Origin of the sequence: Campylobacter sp. RM16192 (assembly GCF_004803855.2) — a bacterium.
Taxonomy (GTDB): domain Bacteria; phylum Campylobacterota; class Campylobacteria; order Campylobacterales; family Campylobacteraceae; genus Campylobacter_A.
Genome location: NZ_CP012552.1, coordinates 1,348,882 through 1,368,913, shown reverse-complemented (window position 1 = coordinate 1,368,913; position 20,032 = coordinate 1,348,882). Strand labels below are relative to the sequence as shown.

16 protein-coding genes are annotated in these 20,032 nt (G+C 37.5%); 15 read left to right on the top strand and 1 reads right to left on the bottom strand.

The window, feature by feature from the left end; all coding sequences use genetic code 11:
• Position 1: 1 nt before the first annotated feature.
• The 6 genes from CDOMC_RS07270 (at position 2) to argH (ending at position 9,189) form a co-directional block, all read left to right on the top strand.
• On the top strand, positions 2-1,324 hold the full coding sequence (locus CDOMC_RS07270) for a TRAP transporter large permease (RefSeq protein WP_172128987.1): 1,323 nt from the start codon (positions 2-4) through the stop codon (positions 1,322-1,324).
• A 93-nt stretch (positions 1,325-1,417) separates the two neighbouring features.
• Complete coding sequence (locus CDOMC_RS07265; protein ID WP_172128986.1) at positions 1,418-2,839, top strand: DUF4139 domain-containing protein; 1,422 nt, start codon at positions 1,418-1,420, stop codon at positions 2,837-2,839.
• Between the two features lie 133 nt (positions 2,840-2,972).
• Positions 2,973-4,808, top strand: a complete 1,836-nt coding sequence (locus CDOMC_RS07260; RefSeq protein ID WP_172128985.1) for a biotin/lipoyl-containing protein — start codon at positions 2,973-2,975, stop codon at positions 4,806-4,808.
• Positions 4,809-4,877: 69 nt separating this feature from the next.
• On the top strand, positions 4,878-6,455 hold the full coding sequence (gene pckA / locus CDOMC_RS07255; protein WP_172128984.1) for a phosphoenolpyruvate carboxykinase (ATP): 1,578 nt from the start codon (positions 4,878-4,880) through the stop codon (positions 6,453-6,455).
• The gene (locus CDOMC_RS07250; protein WP_172128983.1) at positions 6,424-7,797 is read left to right on the top strand and encodes a CAP domain-containing protein; all 1,374 of its coding nucleotides are present in this window, start codon (positions 6,424-6,426) and stop codon (positions 7,795-7,797) included. The genes pckA and CDOMC_RS07250 overlap by 32 nt, the downstream gene beginning before the upstream one ends.
• A gap of 3 nt (positions 7,798-7,800) precedes the next feature.
• Positions 7,801-9,189 carry an argininosuccinate lyase gene (gene argH / locus CDOMC_RS07245; RefSeq protein WP_172128982.1) on the top strand — a complete coding sequence of 463 codons (1,389 nt, stop codon included), beginning with the start codon at positions 7,801-7,803 and terminating at the stop codon, positions 9,187-9,189.
• A 52-nt stretch (positions 9,190-9,241) separates the two neighbouring features.
• Here argH and CDOMC_RS07240 read toward each other — a convergent pair whose 3' ends face one another.
• Positions 9,242-9,595, bottom strand: coding sequence for a histidine triad nucleotide-binding protein (locus CDOMC_RS07240; protein ID WP_172128981.1), 354 nt, complete (start codon positions 9,593-9,595; stop codon positions 9,242-9,244).
• Between the two features lie 132 nt (positions 9,596-9,727).
• Between CDOMC_RS07240 and pheS the strand changes: the two genes are divergently transcribed.
• The 9 genes from pheS to efp all read left to right on the top strand — a co-directional run bounded on the left by pheS (position 9,728) and on the right by efp (position 20,024).
• On the top strand, positions 9,728-10,720 hold the full coding sequence (gene pheS / locus CDOMC_RS07235) for a phenylalanine--tRNA ligase subunit alpha (protein WP_172128980.1): 993 nt from the start codon (positions 9,728-9,730) through the stop codon (positions 10,718-10,720).
• Positions 10,717-13,050: a phenylalanine--tRNA ligase subunit beta gene (pheT, locus tag CDOMC_RS07230; RefSeq protein WP_172128979.1), complete on the top strand. Its 2,334-nt coding sequence runs from the start codon at positions 10,717-10,719 to the stop codon at positions 13,048-13,050. Before pheS ends, pheT begins: the two co-directional genes overlap by 4 nt.
• A complete protein-coding gene (gene aroA / locus CDOMC_RS07225) occupies positions 13,047-14,321 on the top strand; it encodes a 3-phosphoshikimate 1-carboxyvinyltransferase (protein ID WP_172128978.1) in 1,275 nt (424 codons plus the stop codon). Before pheT ends, aroA begins: the two co-directional genes overlap by 4 nt.
• Complete coding sequence (locus CDOMC_RS07220) at positions 14,311-15,141, top strand: 4-hydroxy-3-methylbut-2-enyl diphosphate reductase (RefSeq protein WP_172128977.1); 831 nt, start codon at positions 14,311-14,313, stop codon at positions 15,139-15,141. The genes aroA and CDOMC_RS07220 overlap by 11 nt, the downstream gene beginning before the upstream one ends.
• A 182-nt stretch (positions 15,142-15,323) precedes the next feature.
• Positions 15,324-16,997: a 30S ribosomal protein S1 gene (locus CDOMC_RS07215; protein WP_172128976.1), complete on the top strand. Its 1,674-nt coding sequence runs from the start codon at positions 15,324-15,326 to the stop codon at positions 16,995-16,997.
• Between the two features lie 14 nt (positions 16,998-17,011).
• The gene (locus CDOMC_RS07210) at positions 17,012-17,497 is read left to right on the top strand and encodes a hypothetical protein (protein ID WP_172128975.1); all 486 of its coding nucleotides are present in this window, start codon (positions 17,012-17,014) and stop codon (positions 17,495-17,497) included.
• The gene (serA, locus tag CDOMC_RS07205) at positions 17,494-19,071 is read left to right on the top strand and encodes a phosphoglycerate dehydrogenase (protein ID WP_172128974.1); all 1,578 of its coding nucleotides are present in this window, start codon (positions 17,494-17,496) and stop codon (positions 19,069-19,071) included. Before CDOMC_RS07210 ends, serA begins: the two co-directional genes overlap by 4 nt.
• An 89-nt stretch (positions 19,072-19,160) precedes the next feature.
• Positions 19,161-19,361, top strand: a complete 201-nt coding sequence (locus CDOMC_RS07200) for a hypothetical protein (protein WP_236861300.1) — start codon at positions 19,161-19,163, stop codon at positions 19,359-19,361.
• 96 nt (positions 19,362-19,457) lie between these two features.
• Positions 19,458-20,024, top strand: coding sequence for an elongation factor P (gene efp, locus CDOMC_RS07195; protein ID WP_172128972.1), 567 nt, complete (start codon positions 19,458-19,460; stop codon positions 20,022-20,024).
• The last annotated feature ends 8 nt before the right edge of the window (positions 20,025-20,032 follow it).

The following is a 20,032-nucleotide window of genomic DNA, read 5'->3' as shown; positions in this document are numbered from 1 at the left end:
AATGACCGGTATAGTTATGTTTATAGCCGCTCTTTTGATGCTTGGTATAGGCTTTTCTGTCGCTTTTACATTTGGAGCTGTTGCGGTTCTTTTTGGTCTTATTGGTGGCATGGTTGAGAGCTTTGGAGATGGTGGCGGCTTTATTGGCGGACTTGAAGTTTTTAAAGAGATGTTTGCTTTTATGCCATATAGAATTTTCTCAATCATGGAGAATAAAATTCTCATCGCCGTTCCACTATTTGTGTTTATGGGTATTGTTTTACAAAAGACAAAGCTTGCTGAGCGTTTGCTTGAATCAATGGCGTTTTTGTTTGGTGAAATTCGCGGTGGTGTGGCTATAAGCACTGTTTTAGTAGGAGCTTTGCTTGCGGCTTCAACAGGAGTTGTTGGCGCAAGTGTCGTCGCAATGGGTGTTATGAGCCTTCCTGTAATGCTTAAATATAAATACAATAAATCTTTAGCCTGTGGAACCATATGCGCATCAGGAACTCTTGGGCAAATCATTCCTCCGTCTATAGTGCTTATAATTTTAGGCGATGTGTTTTCCGTGCCTGTGGGCGATCTATTTAAGGGTGCCGTAGCTCCAGGACTAACTCTTGTTGGTGTATATATAGTATATATTCTTGTTGTTTCTTATCTACATAAAGATTACGCTCCGTCTGTTGTCACAGAAAGCGAAATTCCAAAGAGCAAACAAATTTTTAATGCTCTCAAGGCTATCTTGCCTCCTCTTGTGCTTGTATTGCTTGTTTTGGGTTCTATATTTAACGGTATTGCCACACCTACTGAGAGCTCTGCATTTGGTTGCGTAGGAGCTCTAGTTTTATCCATATTTTATAAGACATTTTCATTTAAAATGCTAAAAGAAACCCTTGAAGAGACTGTAAAAACCACGGCCATAGTATTTACTATCCTTGTCGGCGCAACTGCTTTTTCAATGGTTTTTAGCTATACGGGAGGAGATGAGATAGTAGAAGAGGTAATGTCAAATTTACCCGGTGAAAAATGGGGTTTTATACTATTAACCATGATTGTAATTTTTGCTCTTGGATTTTTTATAGATTTCGTTGAGATATCATATATAGTTTTGCCTATTTTAGTGCCGATAGTTGCAAATTTGGGTATCAATCCTCTATATTTTGCCATTATTGTGGCTATGAATTTACAGACTTCGTTTTTGACTCCGCCTTTTGGTTTTAGCCTGTTTTATCTAAAGGGAGTGGCGCCATCGTCTATAAAAACTACAGATATTTATAGGGGGGTTATACCGTTTATAATTTTGCAGATTTTGGTTTTGGTGGCATTTGTGGTCATACTTTTATAAATTATGCAAAAGATTGTTTAGAAAGAGTTTTTAAATTCAAATATTAATCCTTTAAGAGTATAATTAACTCAAATTCTAAAACAGGGGGTTGGTATGAAAGAAATTGCTCTTACCTCAGCGCTTATGATTTGCGCAATGGCTGATGAAAGCTTGCTTGAAGTATATAAAAATCAAAGCTTCTTACATCAAAATTTTACAAATCAAAAAAGCTCTTTTAGTGTAAATTTACCGGAAAATATCAACGCAAACGATGTTGATATCTCTGCTTCGTGCGAGCTAAGAAGCATTATCTTAAAAGAGCCCGAACTCATTAAAAATAAGATTTACGAGCAGTATGAGGCAGATGTTAAAAAGCTTTCTTTGCTTAATAATAAGCTTGTTGCGCTTGATGAGAAATTTAAATTTATCACTATTACAAATCCTATCAAGGTGTCAAATGTCGAGAATGTAAAATCAGATAGCGATAAATTTTATGATGCGGTTTTGCAAAATTTAAACGAACAAACATCCCTAAAAGAGGAGATTAAAGAGCTAAATAAGAAGATAAATGCTTATAATCTAAAAAAAATTAAAAAGGCCGATCTTGACTTTGAGTGTGACCCAAAGTTTGTGAAAATTTCATATCCTGTAAAACTTAACATCAACACACAAAATAAAATTTTAGCAGATACTACAAAGTCAAAAATATATATAGAGCAAAATTTGGTGGTAAAAAATCCATTAAGTATCGATATGAATAATCTAACTATAGTACTTTATCCGTTTTATTACTCATCAAATTTGACTCCTCCTAGATTTAATCCTTGGTATGAGGGCAAACCAGAAACAGAAAAAGTCTCTTATAAGACGATGAAAGATGCGGGTGGAATGATGCCTCTTGAGTCAAGCGCTAAGCGCGCATACAATAGTGATGTAGATAGTCAAAATGTGCAAAATACCCTTGCTAATGTATGGAAAATTTCAAAAGTCAACTTAAAGTCGGACGAGGAGAGTGTATTTACTTACGACAAGCAGAATTTAGATGCAAAATTTGAGATCATTATAGATGGATATGCCGACTCAAATGCTTATATAAAGGCAAATTTCACTCCTTTAAAAAGCATAGAGTATGCTCTTACCACTTTTAAAATAGATGGGGTAAGTATAGGCAAGGCTTTAAATTTTAAAGCTGAACCAAATAGTGAGAGTCATGTCTACTTTGGTAAGAATGATCTAATAAATGTGAAAAAAGAGAAAAATACAAATTTTACTAAAGAGTCGTTTTTTGGAGCAAAGAGTAAAATTTTGGAAGGCTATAATTACGAGGTTAAAAATAATTCAAATTCCGCATGGAGCGTAACTTTGATAGATAGACTTCCTGTGCCTACGCACGAAAGTGTAAGCGTATCCACCAAAAACAATCCAAAAGAGAGTGAGATATCTAAAAAAGGCGAGATAAGCTGGAAATTTTACCTAAATCCAAGTGAGAGTAAGAATATAGAATTTTCATATGAGCTAACTAAGCCTAGCAAGTAATCGGTCGAAAGTTTATAAAGAGGGTATGATTATAATTTTTAATTAAAGCAAATAAAGATAGAATTATCGGCGATATATTTTTATATTGCCAGTCTATTTTAAGACCAAATTTATAAAGTGAAAAAGGTAGCCTATGCCAAAGAAGTTTATAGATATTATGGATACCACCTTTAGGGACGGATTTCAGTCCGTATTTGGTGCAAGAGTTCTTATGGATGACTTTTTGCCTGCGGTTAGCGCAGCGAAAGAAGCCGGTATCACACACTTTGAATTTGGCGGCGGAGCGCGCTTTCAGAGCCTTTATTTTTATCTGAATGAAGACGCTTTTACTATGATGGATAAATTTAGAGAAATCGTAGGACCTGAAGCAAACCTGCAAACTCTAAGCAGAGGTGTTAATACCGTAACTCTTGATACGGGAAGCCGCGAACTTGTCGATCTTCACGCTAAACTTTTTAAAAAGCACGGCACGACTACGATTAGAAATTTTGACGCGCTTAACGATGTGGAAAATTTAAAATACTCAGGCGAGAGGATAGTTCATCACGGACTTAAGCACGAAGTTGTAGTAACTATGATGGATCTGCCTCCAAGATGCGTGGGCGCTCACGATGTGGCGTTTTACGAGCGAATTTTACGAGAAATTTTAGACGCAGACATTCCTTATCATAGCGTTTGCTTTAAAGATGCAAGCGGCACAAGCAGCCCACAAAAAGTCTATGAAACTATCAAAATGGCTCGCAAACTACTTCCGGAAAAAACTCACATCAGACTTCACACTCACGAAACCGCAGGCGTTAGCGTGGCGTGCTATCTAGCCGCGCTTGAAGCGGGAGCCGACGGTATAGATCTAGCTGCAAGTCCTGTAAGTGGGGGCACAAGCCAGCCTGATATACTTACTATGCTGCACGCTTTAAAGTGTAAAGAATTTGACCTTGGCGGACTTGATGTGGAGAGAGTGCTAAAATACGAAAGAGTGCTAAAAGAGTGCCTAAAAGACTACTTCATCCCGCCAGAAGCGACCGAAGTAAGCCCGCTGATACCGTTTTCTCCTATGCCGGGCGGCGCACTAACTGCAAATACTCAAATGATGAGAGATAATAATATCTTAGATAAATTTCCTGATGTGATCGACGCTATGCGCGAAGTCGTAGAAAAGGGCGGTTATGGCACATCTGTAACTCCTGTGAGCCAGTTTTATTTTCAACAAGCTTTTAATAACGTACTCTTTGGCAAATGGAAGAAAATCGCCGACGGATACGGCAAAATGGTGCTTGGATACTTCGGCAAGACTCCATCAAAGCCTGATAAAGAGGTTGTAAAACTTGCAAGCGAGCAGCTGGGACTTAAGCCTACTAAAGAAAACGCCATAGACATAGCTGATCGTGACGAGACAAAGTCGGTAAAATTCACAAAAGAGCTTCTTGAAAAAGAGGGTATTGAGGTAAGCGAAGAAAACATATTTATCGCAGCAGCCTGTAAAGAAAAGGGAATTGCATTCTTAAAAGGCGAAGGCAAGGTAAATGTGCGTAAAATTTCGCAAACTGCCGGCGAGCAAATTTGCACCGCAAAAGAGAGCAGAGAGCCAATAAAGGAAAAATATAACGTCGTAGTAAACGGCAAGAAATTTGAGGTTGAAATTTACGATAGCGCAAGCGGAGCGGTTGAGATTAAGAGTGTAAAACCTGCAAGTGATGCTATGCTTTTGCCGCCTGAAATTTCACCTACGGGAAAAAAGTCTACAAACGAAAACGGCAGCGGCGAAGCGGTGTTAAGCACGCTACCTGGAAATGTCTTTAAAATTTTAGTTAAAGTCGGTGAAAAGGTGACAAAGGGTCAAAAGATGTTTATCCTAGAGGCCATGAAAATGGAGATAGAGGTAGTAGCTCCAAAGGACGGCGTAGTAAATTCAATCGAAGTGGAGGTTGGGCAAACGATAAAGAACGGACAAATTTTGGCAAGGATTTAGGTGGTTTTGGCTGATATTTTGCTAGAAATTTGAGCTAAAATCAACGATAAAATTTAAAAAGGAAAAACAATGGTAAATGAGATTGAAAAACTAGGCTTGAAGAATGTTAAAAACGTCTATTATAACCTAAGCTACGACGAGCTTTTCGAGCACGAGAAGAAAAATAACGAAGGCAAGGTAAGTAGCAACGGAACCTTTATGGTTGATACGGGAATTTTTACCGGAAGAAGCCCTAAAGATAAGTATTTCGTAAAGCAAGATCCAAGCGGCAAATACATCGCTTGGGGCAAAGTAAATAAACCGATATCAAAAGAGCTTTTTGACAAGCTTTTAAAAAAAGCCAAAGAGCAGCTAAGCGGTAAGGAAATTTACGTGCAAGACGCGTTTTGTGGTTCAAGCGATAAGAGTAAAAAATCAGTTAGATTTGTAACTGAGGTTGCTTGGCAAGCGCATTTCGTAAAAAATATGTTCATAAGACCAAACGAGGTCGAGCTAGCTAAATTTAAGCCTGATTTTGTAGTTTATAACGCTTGCAAATGCTCAAACGAAAACTACAAAGAAGACGGACTAAATTCAGAAGTTTTCGTTATCTTCAACGTAGAAGAAAACGTTGCCGTTATAGGCGGAACATGGTATGGCGGAGAGATGAAAAAAGGTATTTTTTCTATGATGAACTACTGGCTTCCGCTTGAAGGCAAGCTAAGTATGCACTGCTCTGCGAATGTAGGCAAAGAAGGCGATACGGCGCTTTTCTTCGGTCTTAGCGGAACGGGCAAAACCACTCTTTCAACAGATCCAAAAAGAAAGCTAATAGGCGATGATGAGCACGGCTGGGACGATGACGGCGTGTTTAACTTTGAAGGCGGATGCTATGCAAAATGTATAAACCTTGATCCTGAGAGCGAGCCTGAAATTTATGCAGCTATTAAGCGCAACGCACTACTTGAAAACGTCGTGGCGGATGCAAACGGAGTGGTTGATTATAAAGACGGAAGCAAGACTGAAAATACGCGCGTAAGCTATCCGATCGAGCATATTGAAAATCACGAGCCAAGCCTAAGTGCCGGACATCCGCAAAATATTATATTTTTAACGGCGGATGCGTTTGGCGTGCTTCCTCCTGTTGCAAAGCTTACAAAAGAGCAGGCGATGTATTATTTCTTAAGCGGATATACGGCTAAAGTTGCTGGAACCGAGCGCGGTATAACCGAGCCTGTAGCGACATTTTCCGCTTGCTTTGGAGAGCCTTTTATGCCGCTTCATCCAACCGTATATGCTAAGCTTTTAGGTGAAAAAATAGATAAGCACAACGTAAATGTATATCTTGTAAATACCGGCTGGAGCGGCGGCGCTTACGGGGTCGGCAAAAGAATGAGTATAAAAGCAACTCGCGCTTGCATAAACGCCATACTTGACGGAAGCATCAGGGAGTGTGAGTTTGAAAATTTTGAGAAATTTAATCTAGCTATTCCAAAGAGCCTAAGCGGGGTTGAAACCAAGCTTTTAAACCCTATAAATACATGGGCTGATTCAAGCGAGTATATCGCGATGAGAGATAAGCTAGCTAAGATGTTTGAAGAGAATTTTAAAAGATACGAAGATGTGAAAGAGGGCGTTGAATACGCAAAAGCAGGCCCTAAAGCTTAAATTTGGGCTGATTGCTTTCGGGTTTATTTTTCTTGCGGGGTGCGACTACAAAAGTAGCTACGATCCCGCAAGACTCAAAGAGGCAAGCCAGCCTCAAATTTCTTACATAATAGATAGCGATGCGCTTAGCTATTTAAATGATTATCGCAGAGGTTCGGGACTGTTTGCGCTTAAATTCAACGAAAATTTAAGTCTGGCTTCTAAAAATCATGCTGAATACAGCGTAGCTCACAATCATATGGGACATGATGAAAGCTCTGGTCTTGCTAAATTTACAGGCTCAACACCTAACGAAAGAGCCAAAACTGCAGGCTATAGCTCTATGCACGTGCTTGAAAATATAGCTTACAAGAGTGATTTTATAACTTCTATAGACGGGCTTTTTTCGGCGATTTATCATCGATTTGCATTTTTAAATTTAAGCGTAAATGAAGTAGGTTTTGATGCGGCAAGAGGCGATAAATTTAGCGCTTATGTCTTTTTGATGGGCAACTCAGGACTTAATAACTTTTGCAAAAGAGGCGTGAGTGATAACGGCTCAGGTAAATTTTACACAAACGCCTGCGCAAATAAAGACATAAAGGTTAAAGACAGTAGGCTTGAGGGGTTTTTAAAATCAACAAAGCAGCATGTAAAATTTCCCGATAAAGTGCCTGTGATGCCATATTTTAGCGGAGAAATTCCTGATCCATTTCCTGAGTGCAAGATCACTGCAAACCCTGTCAGCATAGAGTTTAACGAGAGTTTAAAAGATATAAAATTTGTAAATTTTGAGATTTATAAAGGCGAAGAAAAGCTTAGAAATTTAAAAATTTTAGATCAAAAAAGCGATATAAACCGCAAATTTTCATCTCATCAGTTTGCGGCGTTTTCAAGAGAGGTATTTAGCTTTAACACCGATTACACGGCAGTTTTTAGCTATACCGAGGAGGGTGAATCTAAGCAGATAAAATGGAATTTTAAGACCAAAACGCTTAAATATCCTTACTTTGAAGCAAGCGATGGCTATGTGCTAAGTGTAAAGCCAGATATGATATATGAAATTTTCTTTCGCCCAAAGGATTGTAATGATCTGCTTACGAGCTACTCTTATAACTCGTCTGCGCTTTTAAATTCCGAAGTTAAGCAAAGCGGAACAAACACTCTAAGCGTAAAGTTAAGTGGTATGGAAGGCGATATACTTACGATAAAGACGAGCGGTGGAGATAAGGTTAAAGTTAGGCTTAGCGCAAGTTCGCCAAAAGCGCAGAAAGAGCGTAGAGAGCATATGATAAAATCAGCTTTTATGATCTTTGGCGTGATGGTCGTGTTTATAATAATAGGTATAAAACAAAGGAGATAGATTATGAAAAAGATGTGGTCGGGAAGGTTTAGTGAGGCTAGTTCAAAGCTTCTTGAGGAGTTTAACGCCTCTATCGGCTTTGATAAGAACCTGTATCGCGAAGATATTGCAGGTAGTAAGGCTCATGCTAAAATGCTTGGAGCTTGCGGGATTTTAAAGCCTGATGAAGCCGAAGCTATAATCAAGGGGCTTGATATAGTTTTAGGCGAGATAGAATATAAAAAATTTGAGTTTAAAATTGAAGATGAAGATATCCATATGAGCGTGGAAAAGCGCCTAAGCGAGATCATCGGAAGCGAGCTTGGCGGTAGGCTTCATACGGCGCGCAGCAGAAACGATCAAGTCGCACTTGATTTTCGCCTTTATGTACAGCGCAGTTCGCTTGAAATCATGAATCAAATTTACTCTCTCATCTCTACTTTAAACTCTCTTGCAAGCAAGCATCTTGATACGCTAATGCCTGGTTTTACGCACCTTCAGCACGCTCAGCCGGTAAGCCTTGCTTATCATCTGCTTGCATATGCTTTTATGTTTAAGCGTGATCATGAGCGATTTTCAAGCTCATATGGGCGAAACAACCTCTGTCCGCTTGGCTCTGCCGCACTTGCAGGCACGCCTCATCCTATAGATAGAGAGCTTGTGGCACGCGAGCTTAAATTTAACGGTGTTACGCAAAATGCGATGGATAGTGTTAGCGACCGCGACTTCGCACTTGAAATTTTATTTAACATAAGCGTGCTTATGACGCATGCTTCAAGGCTTTGTGAGGAGCTGATACTTTGGAGTTCGCAAGAATTTGGGTTTGTTACGATTAGCGATACGTATTCGACTGGAAGCTCGATCATGCCTCAGAAGAAAAATCCCGATGTAGCCGAGCTTATCCGCGGAAAGACCGGGCGCGTAAATGGAAATTTGATAGCGCTTCTAACCACCATGAAAGGTCTGCCACTAGCTTATAATAAAGACATGCAAGAGGATAAGGAAGGTGTCTTTGATAGCGTTCACACCGCGCTTACTTCGGTTCATATCCTAAATGAGATGATGAAAGAGGCGAAATTTAACGAAAAAAATATGCTTGAAGCGACTAAAAAAGGGCATTTAAGCGCAACCGATCTGGCTGATTTTTTAGTGCGTGAAAAAAATGTGCCATTTAGAACCGCTCACTTTATCACTGGCAAAGCCGTGGCAAAGGCTGAAAATTTAGGCATTGATCTAAGCGAACTTAGCGCTAAGCAGCTAAAAGAAGTGGATGAAAATTTAGATGAAAATGCGGTTAAATTTTTGGATCTGCACGCTTCAAAAGAGGCTAGAACTTCGCTTGGTGGTACGTCAAATTTAAGCGTACAAAAGCAGATAAATTCGCTTAACGAGTGGCTTAAAGATTTAAGATAGAGTTTAAAACAAGTAGGCGAGCATGACAGTGTGGCTCGCCTTTAAAATATAATTAAAAAGTTGATTGCGGATCGGTAGCGGCGTCAGTCCAGTTAAGTTTTGCACCGCCAAGCATGTGAAAATGCAGGTGCATAACCTCTTGACCGCCGTTTTCACCGTTGTTTGTGATGAGGCGGTAACCGCTCTTATCAAGCCCCATTAGAGTTGCAACCTCTTGGATAAATTTTGTCATCTCGCCCATGAGCGTAGCGTCCATCTCTTGGAAATTTTTAAAGTGCTTTTTAGGGATGATTAGGATATGGATAGGCGCTTTTGGATTGATGTCGTTAAAAGCTAGAAATTTATCGTTTTCAAGAACCTTATTGCAAGGGATTTCGCCTGCTACTATCTTTTCAAAAATTGTCATGTTTTTCTCCTGTTTAAAATTTTGAAAATTATAACAAGACAAAGTTAAATTTTATAGAGTGCTAGGACTTTTTATAGATATTTTATTTAAAATTGACTACAATCAGAGCAAAATTTAATACAAGGTAAGAAATTGCAAGAGTATAGAGAAAATATAAGCAAGTGCGAGAATTTAGCCGATCTTGACAAAATTCGCGTAGATTTGCTGGGCAAAAAAGGCATCATAACTTCTGAATTCGCTAAACTGAAAAATATGGACGAAGATGAGAAGAAGGCTTTTGCTGCAAATTTAAATAAAATGCGTGATGAATTTGAAGCTCTTTTGGTAGCTAAAAAAACAGAGCTTGAAAGTGGCGAGATAAAAGCCAAAATGAAGGCTGAAGCCATTGACATTACGCTATTTAACGAGCCAAGTGGTACCGGCGCACTTCATCCTGTAATGGCTACAATGGATAAGATAATTGAGTATTTTATGATGCAAAATTTCTCGCTAGAGCGAGGCCCGCTTATAGAGGATGACTTTCATAACTTCGAAGCGCTAAATTTACCCAAGTATCATCCTGCCCGCGATATGCAAGATACGTTTTATTTTAAGGATTTTAGACTACTTCGCACGCACACAAGTCCTGTGCAGGTTAGAACTATGATGAGCACGAAGCCTCCTATTCGAATGATAGCACCAGGCGCAGTCTTTCGCCGCGATATGGACTTAACGCATACTCCTATGTTTCATCAAGTCGAAGGGCTTGTTGTAGAGGATGAAGGTGTAGTGAGTTTTGCAAATTTAAAGAGTATCTTAGAAAATTTCTTAAAACATATGTTTGGTGATGTTCAGGTACGCTTTCGTCCAAGCTTCTTTCCGTTTACAGAGCCATCGGCTGAAGTTGATATAAGCTGCATGTTTTGCAAAGGCTGTGGATGTAGAGTTTGCAAGCAGACGGGCTGGCTTGAAGTTCTTGGATGCGGTGTTGTGGATCCAAATGTATTTAAGGCGGTTGGCTACAAAAATGTAAGCGGATATGCTTTTGGGCTTGGAGTTGAGAGATTTGCTATGTTACTTCATCAAATTCCTGATTTGCGTTCACTTTTTGAGGGAGATTTAAGATTATTGGAGCAGTTTAAATGATAATTTCAAAAAAATGGTTAAATGAGTGGGTGGATATAGCAAATGTGGATAGCGAGAGGATTTTAAAGACTTTAAATTCTATCGGTCTTGAAGTTGATAGCTTTAATTCAGTAAGAATCCCTAAAAACATAGTGGTCGGATATGTAAAAAGCAAGGATAAGCATCCTGATGCCGATAAGTTAAGCGTGTGTCAGGTTGACGTAGGAAGCGAAACATTACAGATAGTTTGTGGAGCTAAAAATGTCGAAGCCGGACAATTTGTACCGGTGGCCCTAATTGGTGCCGTTATGCCAAGTGGACTTGAAATAAAAAAGACCAAACTTCGAGGAGTTGAGTCAAGTGGTATGATCTGCTCTTCTACAGAGCTAGGCTTAGTTAAGGTAAATGATGGAATTTTGCCTCTTGATGAGAGTATAGGCGAGCTAAAGCTTGGGCGAGAACTTTGTGAATACCCTTTGGTAAATGATGATATTATAGAGATTGATCTTACGCCAAATAGAGGTGATTGTCTTAGTGTTTATGGTCTAGCTAGAGATCTATCGGCTGCTCTTGATTTGCCATTAAGAGATGTAAGCAGGTATGAAGAGGCTGAAAATTTACTAGGAATTGGCAGAATTTTGACTCTTCGCACAGAAGAGAATATACAAAGTAGTTTTCAGTATAGGGCTTTTGAACTAAAAGAGAAATTTAGCGAAAATTTGCTTATGAAGATGCGTTTGGCAATCATTGAGTGTAGCAAGCAAAACTGCGTAGAAAGATTACTAGAATACGTTACTTACTCTATAGGAGTCATATTTAACGCATATGATTATGACAAGCTTAAAAAAGATGACGGGAGAGTTGTTTTTGATATAGATAAGGACGCACACTCTGCAAGCAAGATTATGGTAGGCGGCGAAAATTTAGGAGTAGCTGGAATTTATCAAAGTGATGTGGCTAAAATAGATGATAACAGTAAAATTATCGTTATAGAGGCAAGCTACACAAATCCTGAAATAATTGCTACTACGATATACGAAGATAAAAAAATGCCGCGCTGCGATTATGTTTATAGAACCTTAAGAGGGAGCGAACCTAACATAAATTTTGGAGCAGATTATCTCTTTAAAATGCTTGCAGGATCAAAGAGCGCTTTGATATATGCAGGCTCTCAACAGAGTATTTTGCAAAAAGAGCCACGAGTAGTTAGCTTTACTATGAGCGAAATGAATAGGATGATAGGGCAAGAGGTTTTGAAAAATGATGTCGTCAAAATCCTTAAAAAGCTTGGATTTGAGGTAAATTTCAATGTAGAAAAAGATAGTGCGAATGTCAAAGTTCCTCATTTTCGCCACGATATCATAAACGCTCAAGATGTATGCGAAGAGATCGTTAGAATCATAGGTATTGATAATATTGCTTCAAAACCTTTAAAATTTAGCGAACAAAATCGTATCAACGATACTTTTGTAGATTATAAAAATGCGTTAAATTTAAGACGCAAAGCGGCTAGTAGCGGCTTTTTTGAGTCTGTTCATTATGTATTTGATGATTTGAATGAGCTAAATGAGCTTGGCTTTAAACCTTGTAAAGTAGAGATCGCAAATCCTATAAATAATGAGCTTAACACTCTTCGTCCGACTCTTGTAAACCATCTTTTAAAATCTGCAGAAAGAAATATTAAAAATTCAAAAAAATCAGTCAAAATTTTTGAATTCGGAAGTGTTTTTGATGAGAATGGAAACCAAAGCGAGAGATTCGGGTTTGTAGCTACCGGACTTGTGAAGGAGCCAAGTTTACTAAATTCAGCCAAGCCTTCTGAAATAGGCTTTTTAAGCTTTGCCTCTGCAGTTAGGAATGCGATTGGAGAATTTGAACTAAAACCTAGTAAAGATATAAATTATCTAAGCGAATTTGAGCAGGCTGAAATTTATCGAAATGGTGTTAAAGTAGGCTATATAGGTAGAGCTAATGTAGTTGTTGAGAATAGATTTGATCTACCTAAAACCTATCTTTGCGAAGTTGATTTTGGTAAGCTTAAATTTAGTAGCGTTGCTGTAAAGGCCTACTCTAAATTCCCGGCAATAAGCAGAGATTTGAGCTTGATTGTACCTGATGATATGAAATTTGAAGTTATAAAAGAGTGTATTAATGCTCTTAAAATAGGATGCTTGAAGGAATTTTTACCTGTTGATATATATAGAGATAAAAATTTAGGTTCAAATTCTAGTTTGACTGTGAAATTTATTTTCCAAGATATAGAAAAAACTCTTGAAGATGAAGAGATAGCGCTGATAATGGATAAAATTTTAGACAGTTTAAAGAAAAATTTAAATATCGGAGTGAGATGAAAATTTTTGCTTTAAAAAATAGGATTGAAGCGAAATTAGAAGTTATAGCAGCGGATAAATCGATATCTCATAGATGTGCTATATTTTCGCTACTAAGCGACAAGCCGTCATCGATAAGAAACTATCTAAAGGCTGAAGATACATTAAATACTTTAAATATAGTTAAACTTTTAGGTGCCAAAGTATCAGAAGAAAACGGAATTATGACTATAATTCCACCTCAAAAATTGCAGGAGCCGCACTCTGTGCTTGAGTGTGGGAATTCTGGAACCGCAATGAGGCTTCTTATGGGATTTTTGGCCGCGACTGACGGATTTTTTGTACTAAGCGGAGATCAGTATCTAAATCGCCGTCCTATGGCAAGAGTAGGAAAGCCATTAATAAGCGTAGGAGCCAAGATAGATGGTGTGAATAATGGAGATATGGCTCCTCTTTGTATCCGAGGAGGCAAACTTGAGTATTTTAAATTTGAGAGTAAAATCGCTTCCGCTCAGGTTAAATCGGCGCTTATTTTAGCAGGACTTAAATCAAATGGATGTGTAATAAGTGAGCCTGAATTAAGCCGTGATCATACAGAAAGAATGCTAAGAGGTATGGGGGCGGAGCTTGTAAGAAATAATCTTGAAGTTAAAGTAACTCCTATGCAAGTGCCTCTTAAGCCTCTTGAAATTTTTGTGCCAAACGATCCAAGCTCTGCATTTTTCTTTGCGGTTGCGGCCGCAATCATCCCAAATTCACACTTGGTGCTTAAAAATATGCTTTTAAATAAAACACGCATAGAGGCCTACAGGGTGCTTGAAAAAATGGGTGCCGATATAAAATTTAAAGAGACTAGTAGCGAATACGAGAGCATAGGCGAAATCGAGATAAAATACGCTCCTCTTAAAGCCGTTGAAGTAAGCGAAAATATCTCTTGGCTGATTGATGAAGTGCCGGCTCTCGCCATAGCTTTTGCAAATGCAATCGGAGTAAGCGTAATAAGAAACGCAAAAGAGCTTAGAGTAAAAGAGAGCGACAGAATCGCCGTTATGGTTGAAGGGCTTAGGAAGTGCGGGCTTGAAGTAAGTGAATTTGAAGACGGTTTTAGCGTCAAAGGTGCGCAGGCAAATAGTGCGATCATAGATAGCCACGGCGATCATCGTATAGCTATGAGCTTTGCTATTTTGGGTCTTAAATGCGGAATGGTTATCGAAAAGAGCGAATTTATATCTACCTCTTTTCCGAAATTCGGCTCTATATTAAGAGAGCTTGGAGCTAGCGTTGAAGATTGAGCTTGCAAGTAGTTATGGATTTTGTTTTGGAGTAAAGCGTGCGATAAAAATCGCTGAAAATGCAAAAGATGCCGCTACTATAGGACCCCTTATTCATAATAATGAAGAGATTAATAGATTAAAGATAAATTTTAACGTTAAAACCTTAGAGGGAATAAGCGAGATAACCGAGGAAAAAAAGGCAATTATACGCACTCACGGCATTACTAAAAACGATCTGTCTAAACTAAAAAATAGCGATATTAAAATTATTGACGCGACATGTCCGTTTGTGACCAAACCACAGCAAATTTGCGAAAAAATGAGCAAAGAGGGGTATGATATAGTCATTTTTGGGGATGAAAATCATCCCGAGGTAAAAGGTGTAAAATCTTATGCAGAAGGAAAGGTTTATGTTGTTTTAGATGAGAGCGAGCTAGATAACATAAAGCTTTCTCAAAAGGTTGCTGTAGTGAGCCAGACTACGCGCAAGGTTGAGAAATTTATGCAAATAGTAAATTACTTAATGCTTAAAACAAAAGAGGTTAGAGTCTTTAATACTATTTGTAATGCCACTTTGGAAAATCAAGAGGCTGTTAAAGAGCTTGCCGAAAGAGCTGATGTGATGATAATCATAGGTGGTAAAAATTCATCCAATACAAAGCAGTTATACCTGATATCTAAAAATTTTTGTAGCGATAGCTATCTTATAGAAAATGAGAGTGAGCTCAATGAGGAGTGGTTTAAGGGCAAAAATCATTGCGGAGTAAGCGCAGGAGCTAGCACACCTGATTGGATCATACAAAATGTTGTAAAAAAGATAGAAGATTTTAAAAATTAACAGATATATTATATTAAATTAAATAATCTTAAAATTATAAAATTTAGTTTAAAATTACTCAGCAGTTATCTATCGTAGTCCCAAATTCTCGCAAGTTAATCTACAAATAAGTTATTTTTAAGTATAATCTAGCTAATTGTAACTAAAAATAGTGCAAGCAAAATATACTCAAAAGGATCACGATGGCTGCGGTGAACAAAAATGTTCAAATCAATAAAGCAAAGGATGAATTTATAGAAGAAGAAGACTTTGCGGCGATGTTGGAGGAGTCTTTTAAAAAGACTGAAGAGGATAGCGACGGTACTATCGTCGATATCAAAGGTGATGAGGTTTTCGTTAATGTAGGTAAAAAATCGGAAGGTATTTTAAATATATCCGAGATTAGTGATGAAAACGGAAATTTAAAATTTAATATCAATGATACTATCAAGGTTGTTATAACCGGATCTCGTGGTGGAAGACCAATAGTTTCTCATAAAAAAGCCTTAAGAAAAGAGAAGGTTAAGTCCTATATCGATTCTTACAATGAAGATAATCAAGATGTATTTGATGTTAAAATAATAGGTAAAAATAAAGGTGGTTTTGTTGCTCAAAATAGCTATGGAATCGAGTTTTTCTTACCAAAATCTCAAAGCGGATTTAAAGATTCAAATTCTGTGATGGGTAAAACTTATAAAGTTAAAGTTATCAAAGTTGATAAAGAGGAACAAAGTATAGTTGTTTCTAGAAAAAGACTACTAGATGAAGATCGCAAAAAGAAAAAAGAGGCTATCTCATCAATAATCTCGAATGAAGACGCTATCGAAGGAACTGTCAAGAAGATCACAACTTATGGAATGTTTGTAGATGTAGGCGGAGTAGATGGGCTTGTTCACTATAGTGAAATTAGCTATAAAGGGCCTGTAAATCCTGGTTCTCTTTATAAAGAGGGGGATAAGGTTTTAGTTAAGGTTATCAAATATGACAACGAGAAAAAGCATCTTTCGCTATCTATAAAAGCTGCTATGCCGGATCCTTGGGATGAGATTAAAGATAGTTTAGAAGTTGGTGATACTATAAAAGTAATAGTTAGCAATATTGAGCCTTATGGCGCTTTTGTAGATCTTGGAAATGATATAGAAGGATTTTTGCACATATCTGAAATTTCTTGGGATAAAAATATAAAAAATCCTAAAGATCATATAAGCGAAGGCGAAGAGCTTGATGTAGAGGTAATAGAGATAGACGCTAACGATCGTCGTTTAAGAGTTAGTCTTAAAAATCTGCTTCCAAAACCATTTGACGAGTTTAACTCTAAATTTAAAGAAGGTGACGTTGTAAAAGGAGCTGTTACTACAGTTACTAATTTTGGCGCTTTTATTAAAATTGGTGGTGTAGAAGGATTATTGCACAATGAAGATGCTTCTTGGGATAGAAACGATAAGTGCAAAGATATGTTTAAAATAGGCGACGAAGTTGAAGTAAAGATTATAAAGATAGATAATGGTGAACAAAAGATATCTTTAAGTCTAAAAGATTTAAAACAAAGCCCTGTTCAAGCCTATGCTAAAAAATACAATGTGGGCGATATAGTAACTGGTAAAATTCGCGATATTAAAGAGTTTGGTATATTTGTAGAGCTTGGTGACAACGTTGATGCCTTAATCCGCAAAGAGGATATGGGAAATGTAAAAGCCGAGGATCTAAATATCAATGATAATATCGAGGCCGCAATAGCTTTTATAGATGAGAAAAAGAACAGAATTCGCCTAAGTATAAGACGTTTAGCTAAACAAAAAGAGCGTGAAGTTTTAAATGAAATAAATAGTAACGATAAGGTTACATTAGGCGATATTATAAAAGAGCAGCTGTCTTAATTTATAGAAATTAAATGAAACGACATCTGCTTGCTTCTGTGATTGTTTGCTTGCTGGCGTTTGTATCTCTCTGCGGATTTTTTCTGTGGAGATATGCAAACGCAAATTTAGCCCAAGGAATACCACAAAAGCAAGATACTATAAAAGAAGTTGAGTCAAACGGAAGCAAAAATGGAGCTTCATGGGTTAATAAACTTGCAAATTTGACTCCCAAAGAGTATATTTTAGCTGCAAATGAGATATTCATAGAGTTTAAAAATAGCGAAAAAGATAATATTGATAAAATAGTTTATCAACTAATAATAGATAAAAATGATATATATTCTATGTTTTGCCTAAGCCAAACTCTTAAAAATATCTCTGTTGATTTTAGTGTAATAAAAGAAAATTCTAAAAATCTAATCTATATCAATACGCAAGATGTTAGTATATTAAACCGTGTTATACATGATCTTAAAACGTATGATATACACTCGCAAATTATGGAGGTTAAGCTGTGAAAACAATAATTGTATGTGATGCGATTCATCAGGTTGGTTTTGAAATTTTAAACCGCGAAGAAAATATAAAAGTAGTTGATGCTACTTCTGTGCCAAAAGATAAGCTTTTGGAAATTATAGGCGAAGCGGATGTTGCGATAACTAGGAGCTCTACAGAAGTAGACGAGAAGTTTTTAAATGCGGCTAAAAATTTAAAAGCCCTTGTTAGAGCAGGCGTAGGTGTGGATAACGTTGACATAGATGGATGCTCTAAGCGAGGAATTATCGCTATGAACGTGCCTACGGCAAATACAATTGCAGCTGTTGAATTAACTATGGCTCATATGTTGGCGGCTGCTAGAAGTTTTCCTTATGCTCATAATGCTTTAAAAGTAGATAGAATATGGAAGCGCGAAAAATGGTACGGAGTCGAGCTTTTTAATAAAACTTTAGGAGTTATAGGTTTTGGAAATATAGGTTCAAGGGTTGCCACTAGAGCCGCGGCATTTGGTATGCAAATAATAGCCTATGATCCATATATAGATCCATCTAAAGTAACGGATATGGGCGGAACCTATACTAGAAATTTTGATGATATTTTGGCTTGCGACTTTATAACAATTCATACACCAAAAACGCAAGAGACTACTAATATAATAGGCGAACATGAAATTTTAAAGATGAAAGATGGAGTTCGTTTGATAAACTGTGCACGTGGTGGGCTTTATAACGAAGAGGCTCTTGAAAAAGCCTTAAAAAGTGGCAAGGTAGCCTTTGCTGGCATTGATGTATTTTCAAAAGAGCCCGCGACAAACCATCCTCTGCTTGACCTTGATAATGTTAGTGTTACTCCTCATCTTGGCGCCAATACTCTTGAATCTCAAAGCAATATCGCTATCGCAGCAGCAGAACAAGCTATCAGTGCGGCTCGTGGTATAAGCTATCCAAATGCTCTAAATTTACCTATTAAGACAGAAGATTTACCTCCATTTGTGGAGCCATACATAGATCTTATATCTAAAATGTCGTTCTTGGTGGCACAAATGACTCAAGCACCTGTAAAAGCTATCAAAGTTGAAGCTGAAGGATATATAGGAAACTATATAAAATCTATGCTTACATTTGCCCTTGTGGGTGTTTTAAAAGAGAGCTTGGGAGACGGCATTAACTATGTAAATGCTAAATTTTTGGCGGATGAAAAAGGCATTTTAACAGATGCTGTTTGCGTGCCTGAAAGTGGATATAAAAATAAAATAACTGTAAAAGTTACTACAGATAGTGGTATAACATCAGTAAGCGGAACTGTATTTGATGAGTCAGATCAACGTATAGTTGGTATCAATGGATTTAAAACTGACTTTAAGCCAAAAGGTAAAATGATAATATTTAAAAACTCTGATGTTCCTGGTGTAATTGCAAAAATTAGTTCGATTTTAGCTGATGAAAAGATCAATATTGCAGACTTTAGACTTGGACGTGATCAGCATGGATTTGCACTTGCTGTTGTTCTTGTTGATGAGAAAATATCAAAAGAGACTCTTAGCAAGCTAAATAATCTTGATGTTTGCGTTTGGGCGAAATACGCATTACTATAAGCTTTAAGCCTCTTTAAGAGGCTTAAAATATATTTTGGAGCAATGAAATTTATATGAATTATTTAAGACTTTCTATCTTTTTTTTGACTTTGTTTTTTATTTTAGGATGCGAGAGTGAGGCGCAGAGACGAAGCACTAAGAGTTTTGAGAAAATTTTAAGTGAAAAGAAAAAATTTCAAAAGATAAAAGAAGATAATCCAAGCGTAAGCGAACAGCTTATGAGAGATATATATTCCCAATCAGATGGAAGTGAAAAGAAAAAAGGTACTTTTAAATTCGGTGAAAATTAAAGCTAATCTATATGCTTTGGGTCCTGCAATTTTTAAAATAATAAATCTATAATTGTAATTTTGATATAATCGGCGATTATTTAATAAGGAGAATATATGGCAACATATTCAATGGGTGATCTAAAAAAGGGTCTAAAAATAGAATTAGAAGGCATTCCTTACAAAGTGGTTGAATACCAACATGTAAAACCAGGCAAAGGAGCAGCTTTCGTAAGAGCTAAGATTAAGTCATTTATCGACGGCAAAGTACTAGAAAAGACATTTCATGCGGGTGATAAAGCCGATCAGCCAAATTTGGAAGAAAAACAGATGCAGTATCTTTACGATGACGGTGAGTATTGCCAATTCATGGACACGGTAACTTACGAGCAAGTAGCAATTGCTGATGATGATGTGGGTGATGTGAAAAAATGGATGATAGACGGTATGATGGTTGATATACTTTTTCACAACGGTAAAGCTATCGGCGTAGAAGTACCTCAAGTAGTTGAGCTAAAGATAGTAGAGACTCCACCAAACTTTAAAGGCGACACACAAGGTGGGAAAAAGCCTGCTACGCTTGAAAGCGGTGCAGTTGTTCAAATACCTTTTCATGTGCTTGAGGGTGAAGTTATCCGCGTAGATACCGTTAGAGGCGAGTATATCGAGAGGGCCAATAAATAGTTTTGAAA

Bases quoted from the DNA above. Each gene is read 5' to 3' on its own strand.
- CDOMC_RS07240 (WP_172128981.1), bottom strand. From the start codon at position 9,595: ATGACAATTTTTGAAAAGATAGTAGCAGGCGAAATCCCTTGCAATAAG.
- CDOMC_RS07270 (WP_172128987.1), top strand. From the start codon at position 2: ATGACCGGTATAGTTATGTTTATAGCCGCTCTTTTGATGCTTGGTATA.
- argH (WP_172128982.1), top strand. From the start codon at position 7,801: ATGAAAAAGATGTGGTCGGGAAGGTTTAGTGAGGCTAGTTCAAAGCTT.
- efp (WP_172128972.1), top strand. From the start codon at position 19,458: ATGGCAACATATTCAATGGGTGATCTAAAAAAGGGTCTAAAAATAGAA.
- CDOMC_RS07210 (WP_172128975.1), top strand. From the start codon at position 17,012: ATGAAACGACATCTGCTTGCTTCTGTGATTGTTTGCTTGCTGGCGTTT.
- pheT (WP_172128979.1), top strand. From the start codon at position 10,717: ATGATAATTTCAAAAAAATGGTTAAATGAGTGGGTGGATATAGCAAAT.
- CDOMC_RS07265 (WP_172128986.1), top strand. From the start codon at position 1,418: ATGAAAGAAATTGCTCTTACCTCAGCGCTTATGATTTGCGCAATGGCT.
- aroA (WP_172128978.1), top strand. From the start codon at position 13,047: ATGAAAATTTTTGCTTTAAAAAATAGGATTGAAGCGAAATTAGAAGTT.
- CDOMC_RS07260 (WP_172128985.1), top strand. From the start codon at position 2,973: ATGCCAAAGAAGTTTATAGATATTATGGATACCACCTTTAGGGACGGA.
- CDOMC_RS07215 (WP_172128976.1), top strand. From the start codon at position 15,324: ATGGCTGCGGTGAACAAAAATGTTCAAATCAATAAAGCAAAGGATGAA.
- pckA (WP_172128984.1), top strand. From the start codon at position 4,878: ATGGTAAATGAGATTGAAAAACTAGGCTTGAAGAATGTTAAAAACGTC.